Annotated in this window: 15 protein-coding genes; 8 read left to right on the top strand and 7 right to left on the bottom strand. The window is 72.8% G+C overall.

Annotated elements, in window-relative coordinates; all coding sequences use genetic code 11:
* Nucleotides 1-2: 2 nt before the first annotated feature.
* Nucleotides 3-677: a response regulator gene (locus tag ACLQ2U_RS15050; protein ID WP_425751247.1), complete on the bottom strand. Its 675-nt coding sequence runs from the start codon at nucleotides 675-677 to the stop codon at nucleotides 3-5.
* Nucleotides 674-2,323: an ATP-binding protein gene (locus ACLQ2U_RS15045; protein ID WP_425751246.1), complete on the bottom strand. Its 1,650-nt coding sequence runs from the start codon at nucleotides 2,321-2,323 to the stop codon at nucleotides 674-676. Before ACLQ2U_RS15045 ends, ACLQ2U_RS15050 begins: the two co-directional genes overlap by 4 nt.
* A 144-nt stretch (nucleotides 2,324-2,467) precedes the next feature.
* Between ACLQ2U_RS15045 and ACLQ2U_RS15040 the strand changes: the two genes are divergently transcribed.
* From ACLQ2U_RS15040 to rraA, 5 genes are read left to right on the top strand one after another with little or no spacing between them, the layout of a single operon-like run.
* Nucleotides 2,468-3,475: a Bug family tripartite tricarboxylate transporter substrate binding protein gene (locus ACLQ2U_RS15040; RefSeq protein ID WP_425751245.1), complete on the top strand. Its 1,008-nt coding sequence runs from the start codon at nucleotides 2,468-2,470 to the stop codon at nucleotides 3,473-3,475.
* Complete coding sequence (locus ACLQ2U_RS15035; protein WP_425751244.1) at nucleotides 3,472-4,185, top strand: tripartite tricarboxylate transporter TctB family protein; 714 nt, start codon at nucleotides 3,472-3,474, stop codon at nucleotides 4,183-4,185. Before ACLQ2U_RS15040 ends, ACLQ2U_RS15035 begins: the two co-directional genes overlap by 4 nt.
* Nucleotides 4,185-5,687, top strand: coding sequence for a tripartite tricarboxylate transporter permease (locus tag ACLQ2U_RS15030; RefSeq protein WP_425751243.1), 1,503 nt, complete (start codon nucleotides 4,185-4,187; stop codon nucleotides 5,685-5,687). Before ACLQ2U_RS15035 ends, ACLQ2U_RS15030 begins: the two co-directional genes overlap by 1 nt.
* Nucleotides 5,684-5,812 (top strand): hypothetical protein, encoded by a 129-nt coding sequence (locus tag ACLQ2U_RS15025; RefSeq protein ID WP_425751242.1) that lies wholly within the window; start codon nucleotides 5,684-5,686, stop codon nucleotides 5,810-5,812. Before ACLQ2U_RS15030 ends, ACLQ2U_RS15025 begins: the two co-directional genes overlap by 4 nt.
* 14 nt (nucleotides 5,813-5,826) lie before the next feature.
* Complete coding sequence (rraA, locus tag ACLQ2U_RS15020) at nucleotides 5,827-6,312, top strand: ribonuclease E activity regulator RraA (RefSeq protein WP_425751241.1); 486 nt, start codon at nucleotides 5,827-5,829, stop codon at nucleotides 6,310-6,312.
* A 7-nt stretch (nucleotides 6,313-6,319) separates the two neighbouring features.
* On the opposite strand, the gene ACLQ2U_RS15015 is transcribed toward rraA, so the two are convergent.
* Nucleotides 6,320-7,129 carry a hypothetical protein gene (locus ACLQ2U_RS15015; protein ID WP_425751240.1) on the bottom strand — a complete coding sequence of 270 codons (810 nt, stop codon included), beginning with the start codon at nucleotides 7,127-7,129 and terminating at the stop codon, nucleotides 6,320-6,322.
* Between the two features lie 74 nt (nucleotides 7,130-7,203).
* Here ACLQ2U_RS15015 and ACLQ2U_RS15010 point away from each other — a divergent pair, with 74 nt between their 5' ends.
* A complete protein-coding gene (locus ACLQ2U_RS15010) occupies nucleotides 7,204-8,148 on the top strand; it encodes a Ppx/GppA phosphatase family protein (RefSeq protein WP_425751239.1) in 945 nt (314 codons plus the stop codon).
* Between the two features lie 76 nt (nucleotides 8,149-8,224).
* Nucleotides 8,225-9,031: a sugar phosphate isomerase/epimerase family protein gene (locus ACLQ2U_RS15005; RefSeq protein ID WP_425751238.1), complete on the top strand. Its 807-nt coding sequence runs from the start codon at nucleotides 8,225-8,227 to the stop codon at nucleotides 9,029-9,031.
* Nucleotides 9,032-9,043: 12 nt separating this feature from the next.
* On the opposite strand, the gene ACLQ2U_RS15000 is transcribed toward ACLQ2U_RS15005, so the two are convergent.
* Genes ACLQ2U_RS15000 through ACLQ2U_RS14990 form a run of 3 tightly spaced genes read right to left on the bottom strand, consistent with a single transcriptional unit; the run spans nucleotide 9,044 to nucleotide 11,076 of the window.
* On the bottom strand, nucleotides 9,044-9,613 hold the full coding sequence (locus ACLQ2U_RS15000) for a CGNR zinc finger domain-containing protein (protein ID WP_425751237.1): 570 nt from the start codon (nucleotides 9,611-9,613) through the stop codon (nucleotides 9,044-9,046).
* A 19-nt stretch (nucleotides 9,614-9,632) separates the two neighbouring features.
* Nucleotides 9,633-10,799: a glutathionylspermidine synthase family protein gene (locus ACLQ2U_RS14995; RefSeq protein ID WP_425751236.1), complete on the bottom strand. Its 1,167-nt coding sequence runs from the start codon at nucleotides 10,797-10,799 to the stop codon at nucleotides 9,633-9,635.
* 1 nt (nucleotide 10,800) lies between these two features.
* Nucleotides 10,801-11,076, bottom strand: a complete 276-nt coding sequence (locus ACLQ2U_RS14990) for a hypothetical protein (RefSeq protein ID WP_425751235.1) — start codon at nucleotides 11,074-11,076, stop codon at nucleotides 10,801-10,803.
* A 142-nt stretch (nucleotides 11,077-11,218) separates the two neighbouring features.
* Between ACLQ2U_RS14990 and ACLQ2U_RS14985 the strand changes: the two genes are divergently transcribed.
* Entirely contained in the window at nucleotides 11,219-12,139 is a 921-nt protein-coding gene (locus ACLQ2U_RS14985) for a proline dehydrogenase family protein (RefSeq protein ID WP_425751234.1), read from the top strand.
* A 1-nt stretch (nucleotide 12,140) separates the two neighbouring features.
* Here the strand turns inward: ACLQ2U_RS14985 and ACLQ2U_RS14980 are convergent, their stop codons facing one another.
* Entirely contained in the window at nucleotides 12,141-12,545 is a 405-nt protein-coding gene (locus ACLQ2U_RS14980; protein ID WP_425751233.1) for a VOC family protein, read from the bottom strand.
* Between the last annotated feature and the right edge of the window lie 26 nt (nucleotides 12,546-12,571).

Here is a 12,571-nt window from a genome sequence, read left to right as displayed (position 1 = left end):
CGTCACGCCACCCAGCCGTAGCGACGCTCCGGGCGGCCGGCCGAGCCGTACCGGAGGTTGACCGCGGCCCGCCCGCTCTCGGTGAAGTGCTCCAGGTAGCGGCGGGCGCTGACCCGGGAGATGCCCACCCGGTTGGCGCACTCGGCCGCCGAGAGCGTGCCGGTGTGCTCCCGCAGGGCGCGTTCCACCAGCTCGGCGGTCTCGGCGCTGAGCCCGCGGGGCAGCGCCGAGGTGGCGATGTGCGTGCCGCTGCGGGACAGCACCCGGTCCACGTCGGCCTGGTCGGCGACCACCGCCGGGCGCAGCGTGTTGCGCCGGGCGGCGTACTGCTCCAGCCGGGTCCGCAGCTCGTCGAAGCCGAACGGCTTGAGCAGGTAGTTGACCGCGCCGTAGCGGACCGCGCGGCGGACCGCCTCGGCCTCCCGGGCCGCGCTGATCACCAGCACGTCGCAGTCGTGCCGGGCGGCGCGCAGCCGGGTCACCACGTCCAGGCCGAACATGTCGGGCAGGTAGAGGTCGAGCAGCACCAGGTCGGGGCGGAGCTCGTCGACCGCGGCGACGGCCTGCTCGCCGGTGCTCGCCGTACCGACCACCCGGAAGCCGTCGATCCGCTCGACGAAGCCCCGGTGGATCCGGGCCACCATGAAGTCGTCGTCGACCACCAGTACGTCGATCACCGGACCCCCTCCAACGCGCCGGTCACCGACAGCCGGGCCGTGAACATCGCGCCCTCCTCGGTGTTGGTCACCGCGACCTCACCGCCGCGACGGTGACAGACCAGCCGGGTGAGCGCCAGTCCGATGCCCCGCTCGCCGCCCCGCGCCGCTTTGGTGGTGAAGCCGTGGGTGAACACCTCCTGGGCCAGGTCCGGCGCGACCCCGGGCCCGGAGTCGCGGACCACGATCTCCACCGAGGAGGCGTCCCGGCGCAGCTCGACCTCGACCCAGGCCGGCCGGTCCGGGTCCGGCTCTCCGGCCGCCCCGCCCTCGCGGCCACCGGTGATCGCGTCGGCCGCCGTGTCCCGGCCGCCGGCGACCGCCTCCACGGCGTTGTCGACCAGGTTGCCCAGCACCGTCGCGACGTCCGCCGCGACCTCGGGCTCCAGCCGGTCCAGTCCGGTCCGCTCGGAGATCCGCAGCTCCACCCGGCGTTCCGCGGCCACCGCGGACTTGGCCATCAGCAGCGCGGCCACCGCGGTGTCGTGGATCCGGCTGGTCACGGTGAGGTCCAGCGAGGCCCGGTGCCGGCTCAGCGCGTCCACGTAGCGGACCACCTCGTCGTGCTCGCCGATCTGGATCAGGCCGGAGATGGTGTGCAGCTGGTTGGCGAACTCGTGGGTCTGCGCCCGGAGCAGCTCGGTGGTGCTGCGGAACGAGCCGATCTCCTGCTCCAGCCGGGCCAGTTCGGTGCGGTCCCGCAGGGTGGTCACCGAGCCGAGCCGGTGGCCGTCCTTGCTGACCGTCATCCGGTTCATCACCAGCACCCGGCCGCCCCGGACGACGACCTCGTCCCGGGCCGCCCCGTCGCCGCCGGTGTCGGCCAGCACGTCCCGCAACCGGCCGGAGATCCGCAGGTCGGCGAGGCTGCGGCCGAGGCAGTGCTCGGGCAGGTCGAGCAGCCGCCGACCGACCGCGTTGACCAGCGTGACCCGCTGCTGCGGGTCCAGCGCGACCACCCCCTCGGCGATGCCGTGCAGCAGCGCCTCCCGGTGCTCGGCGAGGCCGGCGATCTCCCGCGGCTCCAGCCCCAGGGTCTGCCGCTTGATCCGCCGGGCCAGCAGCCAGGATCCGACCACCCCGAGCAGGCTGGCGATGCCGAGGTAGGTGAAGAGGTACGAGGAGGCGCCGACCAGCCGCTCCGACCAGGTCGGCGACTTCTCACCGATCACCACCACGCCCAGGTGCTTCCCCAGGTTCTTGTTCGGGTCGCTGCCGAGCACCGGCACCTGGGCCACCAGCTCGCGAGACCCGCCGACCTCCAGCTCGCCGGACCAGCTCCGGCCCTGCGCCACCTCGGGATCGCCGAGCACCACCCGACTGCCCACCAGCGTCGGGTCGGTGGAGCTGACCACCCGGCCCCGGGCGTCCGCCACGGTCACCGAGGTCACCCCGGACTGGGTCAGCGTGGTCTGCACCAACGGGGCGACCAGTTCCCCCGGCGCGGGTTGGGTGAGCCGGTCGCGCAGCAGCGGGTTGACGGCGAGCTGCTCGCCGAGGGCGGCCACCCGCCGACCCTCGACCCGGTTGAAGGTCGCCGCGGACTGGGCCAGGGACACCGCGGCGACCGCCACCAGCACCACGACGATGATCGCGAGCTGGAGCACGAGCAACTGCCCGGCCAAGGTGCGGCGGGGAGTGACCGCGACCACAAAGACCTCAATCTCCGCTGGTGACAGAAGGCAGACGCGGTGTCCGCCCGGGAGTCATCATCTTGCCGCCGGACTCCCTCGAAACGGAAGAGAAACAAGATGGCAACTCGGAGAAACCTGCTGGCCGTGGGCGTCGCCGCCGCCACGGCGCTGGCGCTGGGCGCGTGCGGCGCCACCGCCGACAAGAACGAGGGATCGTCCGGCGGTGACGGCAAGCCGGCCACCGGTCTGCGGATCATGGTCCCGAACACCCCCGGCGGCGGCTACGACACCACCGCCCGCACCGCCGCCAAGGTAATGGAGGACGCCAAGATCGCCACCGGAGTACAGGTCTTCAACCTGCCCGGCGCGGGCGGCACCGTCGGCCTCCAGCGCACGGTGAACGAGAAGGGCAACGGCAAGCTCGCCATGCAGATGGGGCTGGGCGTGGTCGGTGCCTCGTACACCTCCAAGTCGTCGGCGACGCTCACCCAGACCACGCCGCTGGCCAAGATGATCGAGGAGGCCGGCGCCATCGTGGTGCCGAAGGACTCGCCGTACAAGACGATCGGCGACCTGGTCACGGCCTGGAAGGCCAACCCGAAGGGCATCGCGGTCGGCGGCGGCTCGTCGCCCGGCGGCCCGGACCACCTGCTGCCGATGCAGCTGGCGAAGACCGTCGGCATCGACCCGCGCCAGGTCAACTTCGTCTCGTACGACGGCGGCGGCGAGCTGCTGCCGGCCGTGCTCGGCGGCAAGGTGGCCTTCGGCGCCAGCGGCTTCGGCGAGTTCCTCGACCAGGTCGAGGCCGGCCAGATCCGGGTCCTCGCGGTGACCAGCGAGGCGCCGATCGAGGCGCTCAAGGAGGTGCCCACGCTCAAGTCCTCCGGCATCGACCTGGTCTTCACCAACTGGCGGGGCATCGTCGCACCGCCCGGCATCAGCGACGCCGACAAGAAGGTCTGGATCGACGCGCTGACCAAGATGCACGAGTCGGCGGAGTGGAAGGCCGAGCTGGCCAAGCGGGGCTGGACCGACGCCTTCGTCACCGGCGACGAGTTCGGCACCTTCCTCACCGAACAGGACAAGTCGGTGGCCGACCTGCTCAAGCAGCTCGGACTGGCATGACCGGCAGGACGACCCGACCGGACCGGGGCGGCGACCCGCCGCCCCGGCCGGGCGCCACCGGGCCGGTCGTACCGCCGGTGCCGGCACAGCCGACCGGGCCGGACCCGGCGACGCCGGGCGTGGCCGCGGCGGCCGCCGACCCGGACCTGGACCCGGCCGTGGCCGGAACGGACGGACCCACGCAGCCGGACGCGGAGGTCGGGCCGGACCCGACCGCCGCGAAGCCGGCCCGGGACCGGGCGCAGTACGCCGTCGGCGCGTTCCTCGCCCTGGTCGGCGCGCTGGTCATCCTGGATGCGACCCGGATCGGGCACGCGATCAGCACGGCCGACCCGATCGGCCCGAAGCCGGTGCCGATCCTGCTCGGCGTGCTGCTGCTGATCGTCGCCGCGGTCTACACGGTGGACGTGGCCCGCGGCGGCACCGGTGAGCCGGAGGCCGGCGAGGACGTCGACCTGAGCAGCCCGATCGACTGGCGGACCGTGCTGCTGCTGATCGGGGCGTTCCTGGTCAACGCGGTGCTGATCGACCGGCTCGGCTGGGTGATCAGCGGGACGCTGCTCTTCTGGGGCTCGGCGTTCGCGCTGGGCAACCGGCATTACGTGCGCAACCTGCTGATCGCCGTCGCGCTGTCGCTGATCACCTTCTACACGTTCGCCATCGGGCTGGGCGTCAACCTGCCCGCCGGCGTGCTGCAAGGAATCCTCTGATGGACAATTTCGGCCACCTGCTCGACGGGTTCGCCAACGTGGTGACCCCGATGAACCTGCTGATCGCGCTGCTCGGCGTGACCATCGGCACCGCCGTCGGCGTGCTGCCCGGCATCGGCCCGGCGATGACGGTGGCGCTGCTGCTGCCGGTCACCTACGGCCTGGGCCCGACCCAGGCGTTGATCATGTTCGCCGGCATCTTCTACGGCGGCATGTACGGCGGCTCGACCACCTCGATCCTGCTGAACACCCCCGGCGAGTCCTCCTCGGTGGTCACCGCCATCGAGGGCAACAAGATGGCGAAGGCGGGCCGGGCGGCGCAGGCGCTGGCCACCGCCGCTATCGGCTCGTTCGTCGCCGGCACCATCGCCACCCTGCTGCTGGTGGTGGTCACCCCGCCGGTGGTGTCGTTCGCGATCAGCCTCGGCGCGCCCGACTACTTCGCGCTGATGCTGCTCGCGTTCGTGGCCGTCACCGCGGTGCTCGGCGCGTCCCGGGTACGCGGCTTCGCCTCGCTGCTGCTCGGCCTGGTCATCGGCGTGATCGGGATCGACCAGACCGGTCAGCAGCGGCTCACCCTGGGGATCCCGCAGCTCGCCGACGGCATCGACGTGGTCGTGGTGGCGGTCGGCATCTTCGCCGTCGGCGAGGCGCTCTGGATCGCCGCGCACCTGCGCCGCAAGTCCGGCGAGGTGATTCCGGTCGGTCAACCCTGGATGGGGCGGGAGGACTGGAAGCGGTCCTGGATGCCATGGCTGCGCGGCACCGCGTTCGGGTTCCCGTTCGGCGCGGTGCCCGCCGGCGGGGCGGAGATCCCGACCTTTCTGTCGTACGTCACCGAGAAGAAGCTGTCGAAGCACCCGGAGGAGTTCGGCAAGGGCGCGATCGAGGGCGTCGCCGGGCCGGAGGCCGCCAACAACGCCTCCGCCGCCGGCACGCTGGTGCCGCTGCTGGCCATCGGCCTGCCGACGAACGCCACCGCCGCTGTCATGCTGGCCGCCTTCCAGCAGCACAACATCCAGCCCGGCCCGCTGCTCTTCGAGCGGGAGTCCAGCCTGGTCTGGACGCTGATCGCCAGCCTCTTCGTCGGCAACCTGCTGCTGCTGGTGCTCAACCTGCCGCTCGCGCCCGCCTGGGCCAGGCTGCTGCGGATCCCGCGCCCGTACCTCTACGCCGGGATCCTCTTCTTCGCCTCAATGGGTGCGTACGCGGTGAACGCCCAGCCGTTCGACCTGTTCCTGCTGCTCACCCTCGGCCTGCTCGGCTTCGGCATGCGGCGGTTCGGGCTGCCGATCCTGCCGCTGATCGTCGGGGTCATCCTCGGCCCGCGTGCGGAGCTGCAGGGCCGACGGGCGTTGCAGCTCTCCGGCGGCGAGCTGCACGGCCTGATCGGCGGCTGGGCCTCCTGGCTGATCTACGCCGTGATCCTGGTGGTGCTGCTCTGGCCGCTGCTCGGCCGCTTCGTGGTCCGTCCGCTCCGAGGAAGGTTGGTGGCTGGATGACCGTGCTGATGGGGTACGTGCGCTCGCCGCCGGCGCCGGCGGCGGGGGTGCTCGCCTGCACCGCCGCCGGCCTGGCCGGCGCGGCCGTCGCCGCGACCGGCCTGCACCGCTCACCATCCGATTGAGAAAGGGAAGATCCATGGACACTGCGGCCACCGCCGACCTTTACGACCGGTACGGCGACGTGCTCGGCTCGTGCGACACCCAGCTGCGCCAGTTCGGTGCCGTCCGCGCCTTCGCCGGGCCGGCCGTCACCGTGCGCTGCTTCGAGGACAACGCCATGCTCAAGTCGATCGTCGCCGAGCCGGGGGAGGGGCGGGTGCTGGTGGTGGACGGCAGCGGATCGGTGCACACCGCCCTGATGGGCGACCTGATCGCCGGCACGGCGGCGGAGAACGGCTGGGCGGGTGTGGTCATCAACGGCGCGGTCCGCGACGTCGCCGCGCTGGCCGCCCTGCCGATCGGCATCAAGGCGCTCGGCGCCAACCCGCGCAAGAGCGCCAAGACGGGTGCGGGCGAGCGGGACGTGCCGGTGACGTTCGGCAACTGCGTCTTCGGGCCGGGCGCCGAGGTGCACAGCGACGACGACGGCGTGGTGGTCCTGCCCTTGGAGGGGAGGGCGTAGGCCCCGGTCAGCTCTCGCTGGCCGGGTGGGGGGCGATCTGGCCCTGGCGGAGCCGGGCCGTGCACAGCTCGGCGAGCTTCGCGTACGCGGGGGCGCCGATCAGCGCGGTCACCTCCGGGCCGTACGAGACGTACATCGGCTCGGCGCCGACGTGCGCGTCGGTGGAGGAGGTGCACCACCAGTCCAGGTCGTGCCCGCCCGCGCCCCAGCCCCGCCGGTCGAACTCGGAGAGCGTGGAGACCAGCACCTTGGTGTTGTCCGGTCGCTTGCTCCACTCCTGGTCCCGGCGGATCGGCAGTTGCCAGCAGACGTCCGGCTTGTATTCCAGCGGGTGCACCCCGTCGCGCAGCGCCTGGGCGTGCAGCGCGCAGCCGCCGCCACCGGGGAAGTCGGCGTCGTTGAGGAAGACGCAGGGGGCGTCGACGTCCTGGGTGGCGGTGCGGCGGGCCGGGTTCTTGCCGTCGATGGTGTCGCTCTCGGTCCAGTTCTTGAAGCCGCGACGGAAGTGCTGCCAGGTCGACGGGGTGAGCCGCTTCACCGCGGCGCGGACCCGCTTCTCGTCGTCGGAGTCGGTGAAGAACGCGCCGTGCGAGCAGCAGCCGTCGGCGGCCCGACCGGCGATGATGCCGTGGCAGCCCTTGCCGAAGATGCAGGTCCAGCGGGAGAGCAGCCAGGTCAGGTCGGCGCGGACCAGATGCTTCTCGTCGGCCGGGTCGACGAACTCGATCCACTCGCGGGGGAAGTCGAGGCCGACCTCGCGGCTGCGCGGGTCGTCCGGGTCGTCCACCAGCACGTGCATTTCCACCTGGCTCGTCACCCGGACCAGCGTACGCGGGGTGACGGCCGCGGGCCGACGAGCCGGGGAAACGTGTTGCCCCTAGTGTCGAGGGCATGCGACTGGGTGTCCTCGACGTCGGTTCCAACACGGTGCACCTGCTGGTGGTCGACGCCCACCACGGCGCCCACCCGTGGCCGGCGCACTCGGAGAAGGTGGTGCTCCGGCTGGCCGAGCAGATCGGGCCGGACGGCGCGCTCACCGAGGAGGGCGCCGACGGCCTGGTCAAGGCGGTCGGAATGGCCCGGGCGGCGGCCGCCGGGCTGGCCGCCGACGACCTGCTGGCCTTCGCCACCTCCGCGGTGCGCGACGCCACCAACGCGGCCGAGGTGCTGGCCCGGGTCCGCGACGAGACCGGCGTACGCCTGGAGGTGCTCTCCGGCGCGGACGAGGCGCGGATGACCTTCCTCGCGGTCCGGCGGTGGTTCGGCTGGTCGGCTGGTCGGCTGCTGGCGATGGACATCGGCGGTGGCTCGCTGGAGCTGGCGGCGGGCATCGACGAGGACCCGGACGTGGCGATCTCGCTGCCGCTGGGCGCCGGGCGGCTGAGCCGGGAGCGGCTGCGGGTGGACCCGGCCGGGTTGGTGGCGCCGTCCGCCGAGGCGGTGGAGGAACTGCGGGAGTACGTCGACGCGCAGCTCGACCCGGTGCTGGAGAAGCTGTCCGAGGTGGGCTGGGAACGTCCGGTCGCCACCTCGAAGACCTTCCGGATGCTGGCCCGGCTGGCCGGCGCGGCGCCCTCCGGGGCCGGCCTGTGGGCCCGGCGCAGCCTCAGCCGGGCCGGGCTGCGGCAGGTGCTCGGCTTCATCCGGCACATCCCGCCGGCCCAGGTGGTGGAGCTGGAGGGGGTGAGCGCGGGCCGGGCCCACCAGCTGCTGGCCGGCGCGGTGGTGGCCGAGGCGGTGATGCGCCGGCTCGACGTGCCGTCGCTGGACATCTGCCCCTGGGCGCTGCGTGAGGGGGTCATCCTCAGACGGTTGGATCAGCTGGAGCCGATGTGATCTCCACCGGCCGTTCTGGGGGTTTTGGGGACGCTCGTCCTGAAGCGTTGCGGGGAACCCGGCTACCCTGAGGGGCGTGACTTCCCGCGTCCCGGTGCTCCTCTCCAGTTCCTCGGTCTTCCCTGAGCGGACCGCGGCGGCGTTCCAGCTGGCCGCGGCGCTCGGCTACGACGGCGTCGAGGTGATGGTCTGGACCGACGCCGTCAGCCAGGACGCCGGCGCGCTGCGCGGGCTCTCCGAGCACTACGGCGTGCCGGTGCTGTCGGTGCACGCACCCTGCCTGCTGGTCACCCAGCGGGTGTGGAGCGCCGACCCGTGGGAGCGGCTGCGCAAGGCCGCCGAGATGGCCGAGACCCTGGAGGCGCCGACCGTCGTGGTGCACCCGCCGTTCACCTGGCAGCGGGACTACGCCAAGAACTTCGCCGACGGCCTCGACACGATCGCCGGGCAGTTCGGCGGGCTGCGCTTCGCGGTGGAGAACATGTACCCGGTGCGGATGGCGGGCCGGCAGTTCGTCCCGTACGTGCCCGGCTGGGACCCCACCGAGACCGGGTACGCCTCGTACACCCTCGACCTGTCGCACTGCGCCGCCTCGCACACCGACTCGCTGGAGATGGCGGACCGGATGGGTGCCGGGCTGGCGCACGTGCACCTGGGGGACGGCACCGGCGAGGGGCGCGACGAGCACCTGGTGCCCGGGCGGGGCGGTCAGCCCTGCGCCGAGCTGCTCCGGTCGCTGGCCGGCCGCGGCTTCACCGGCTCGGTGGCCGTGGAGGTGACCACCCGGGGCGCGAAGAGCCGCGCCGTCCGCGAGGCCGACCTGCGCGAGGCCCTGGAGTTCGCCCGGGCCAACCTGACGGCCCCCTCCCCGATCGACGTCTGACCCCGCCGGGGGTCAGCGCACGGGGGTGAGGGTGTCGGCGGGAGTCGACAGCTGCTCGCCGATGGCGGCACGCTTGCGGGCCCGGTGCGCGGCGACGTGCGAGCGGGTGGCGCAGCGCTCGGAGCAGAACCGGCGGCAGCAGTTGGACGAGGTGTCCAGGTAGACGTTGCCGCAGCGCTCGTCCGCGCAGACGCCGAACCGGGCGCTGCCGTACTCGCAGAGCCAGACCGACAGGCCCCAGACCGCGCCGGCCAGGTATTCCGCGCTGACCGAGGCGCCCCGGCTGGTCACGTGCACGTGCCAGTCGCTGGAGTCGTGGCCGGAGATGCGCGGCTGCACCGGGAACGCCTCCAGCATGGCGTTCAGCTCGGACACCGCCTGGGCGTCCCGCCCCGAGGTGCCGTACTCGAACACGTCGCGCAGGCGCTTCTGCGCTCGCCGGAAGATCATCAAGTCCCGCTCGGCGACCTCGTCGCGCATCCACGCGTTGTCGTCCGGGAAGATGGCCCGCAGGTCGTCGAGGTCGTCCAGGCGGGCGTTGACGAGGTCAACGCCGGTCCGGGCGTACGCGTCGAAGTTCACGACACCAACGGTAGACGACTCACGGGGTGCGCGACGCGTCGATGTAGTGCGGCAGGAACCTCGCGTAACCGTCCGTGATCAGGCTCTCGCTCTCCCGTACGCCCACCCCGGCCGACTCGCCGTCGACGATCCAGCTGCCCAGCACCGTCCGGTTCCCGGCGAACTCGGGCAGCGCCCGGAACTCCTGGTAGCAGAAGCCCTCGTCGCCGTAGCTGCCCGGATTGGTGATCTCGGTGCCGCCGGTGACGATCCGCACCGAGCCGCCCTCCCGGCCGAGCAGCGGCTTGGCCACGTATTCCGACATTCCACGCGGCGAGTCGAGGTACGCCGGGAGCAGGTACTCGTGGCCGGGGTACAGCTCCCAGAGCACGGCGAGCAGCGCCTTGTTCGACAGCAGCAGCTTCCAGGCCGGCTCGATCCAGGTGGTCGGGGTGCCCGGGTCCAGCGCCGGCGGGCCGTACGGCTCGGCCAGCATCCACTCCCACGGGTAGAGCTTGAAGCAGGTGGTCACCGGCCTGTCGGCGGCGTCGACGAAGCGCCGGCCGTCCCAGCCGACGTGCTGGATCGGCAGCAGCGTGACGTCCAGCCCGGCCTGCCGGGCGGTCTCGGCCAGGTAGCCGGCGGTGATCTGGTCCTCGCCGGACTCCTCCTCGTTGGACCAGGCCACGTGCACCCGGCGGTCGTGCAGCCCGGCGCCGATCTTGGCCCAGGCGCCGACCAGCCGCTCGTGCAGGCTGTTCCACTGGTCGGCCTCGGGCCGGGTCTGCTCCAGCCAGTACCACTGGATGATGCTCGCCTCGACCAGCGCGGTCGGGGTGTCGGCGTTGTACTCCAGCAGCTTCGGCGGCCACGAGCCGTCGTAGGCGAGGTCGAAGCGGCCGTAGAGGGTCGGCGGCGTCTCGCGCAGCGACCGGGCGACCGCCTCGGCGGCCCAGGCCGGGATGCCGAACTCGGCGTACCGGTTGCGGGCCACCACGTGCTCGGCGGCGGCCACCGACATCCGGTGCAGCTCCTCGGTCGCCTCCTCCAGCCGGAGCACCTCGTCCAGCGTGAAGGCGTACGCCGCCGTCTCGTCCCAGTACGACATGGTGCCGCCGTCGGGCAGTTCGGTGTCGACGTACACCAGGCCCTGGCCGCGGATGGTGGCGTCCCAGTCCGGGCGGGGGGTGGCCGCCTCGCGCCGCATCTCAGCCGCCGCAGGAGGCGAGGTGGGTGCCGAAGCCGCCCTGGTCGGGCAGGGCGGCGGCCACCGGCCGCGGCTCGGCGCGCCCGGCGTCGGCGGTCACCGTGGGGACGCGCGCGGCGAGCGCGACGGTGTCCCCGCCGCCGCCCGGGCCGAGGGCGCAGTCGTCATCGTCGTCGTCGGAGGTCATGTTGCAGCCCGAGAGGGCGAGCGCCAGGGCGGTGAGCGCGCCCAGCTGCACGGAGGCCGACCGGAGCCGGCGGCGGGAGTGTCGTTCCACGGGGATGGTTGTAGCTGATCGGCGCCACTTCCGTCGCCCCGCGGGTGGTGTCGGTGGTGCCGGTGGGACGCCTGTCGCCGGCGGTCGCGGCGGCACGCCCGCCCCCGGGCGGGGCCCGGCGGGTGGGCGTTACGCTCGGCTCATGCTCCGTTCCGTCATCCTCGCTGCCTCCCGGTCATCCCAGGTCGAGCGGCTCGTCGCGACGGCCCCGTTCACCCGGGACGTCGTCCGCCGGTTCGTCGCCGGCGCCGGCACCGACGACGCGTTGCGCGCGACCCGCGAACTCGTCGCCGACGGCCTCGCGGTCACCCTCGACAACCTCGGCGAGGACACCGTCACCCCCGAGCAGGCGAACGCCACCCGGGACGAATACCTCAAGCTGCTGAAGCTGCTCTCGGGTGCCGGGCTGACCCCCGCGGCCGAGGTGAGCGTGAAGCTCTCCGCGCTCGGCCAGATGTTCGACGAGCAGCTCGCCTACGACAACGCCCGGGCGATCTGCGCGGCGGCCGACGAGGCGGGGACCACGGTCACCCTGGACATGGAGGACCACACCACCACCGACTCGACCCTGGACGTCCTGGCCAAGCTGCGCAAGGACTACCCGTCGACCGGGGCGGTGCTCCAGGCGTACCTGCGGCGGACCGAGTCGGACTGCCGAGAGCTGGCCTCGGCCGGGTCCCGGGTACGGCTCTGCAAGGGCGCGTACAAGGAGCCCGAGTCGGTGGCGTACCAGTCCGCCCGCGAGGTGGACAAGTCGTACGTGCGCTGCCTGAACGTGCTGATGGCCGGGGACGGCTACCCGATGCTGGCCACCCACGACCCGCGCCTGATCGCCATCGGCGAGGACCGGGCCCGCTGGTTCGACCGGGGGCCGGACCGCTTCGAGTTCCAGATGCTGTACGGCATCCGGCCCGAGGAGCAGGCTCGGCTGGTCGGCGAGGGTTACACCATGCGCACCTACCTGCCCTATGGCGAGGACTGGTACGGCTACCTGATGCGGCGGCTCGCCGAGCGCCCCGCGAACCTGATGTTCTTCGGCCGGGCGCTGATCTCCAAGAAGTGAGTCAGGCGTTCGACCAGCCCCGGGTGCTCAGCACCAGGCGGTAGCCGTCCGGATCGGCCACCGTCACCCCCCAGCGGTCCCAGTACGGGCCGGCGGAGACCCTCGTCCCGCCGGCCCGTTCCAGTCTCGTCACCTGCTCGTCGTCGACCGGCCCGTCCAGGTAGAGCACGAACAGGTCCTCCTCCGTCGGGCGCGGCGCGACGCTCAGTTGCTCCCCGCCGACCAGTTCCAGGTGCCAGGCCGCGTCCGGCCAGCCGAGCATCAGCAGGTCGTGCTCGCCGGGCCCGCCGGCCCCACCTCGGTACAGCACGCGCAGGCCGAGCCCGTCGACCCAGAAGCGTTCGGCGGCGGCCAGGCTGCGGCTCGGACGGGCGATGCGGACGTGCGCGGTGCCGGACGGTGTCATGCGGTCGATCCTGCGATCTCCACCCG

The sequence above is a fragment of the Micromonospora sp. DT47 genome (assembly GCF_049844475.1).
In the GTDB taxonomy this organism is placed as follows: Bacteria; Actinomycetota; Actinomycetes; order Mycobacteriales; family Micromonosporaceae; genus Micromonospora.
The sequence above is the reverse complement of the archived record's forward strand: the minus strand, read 5'-3'. Positions and strand labels throughout refer to the sequence as shown.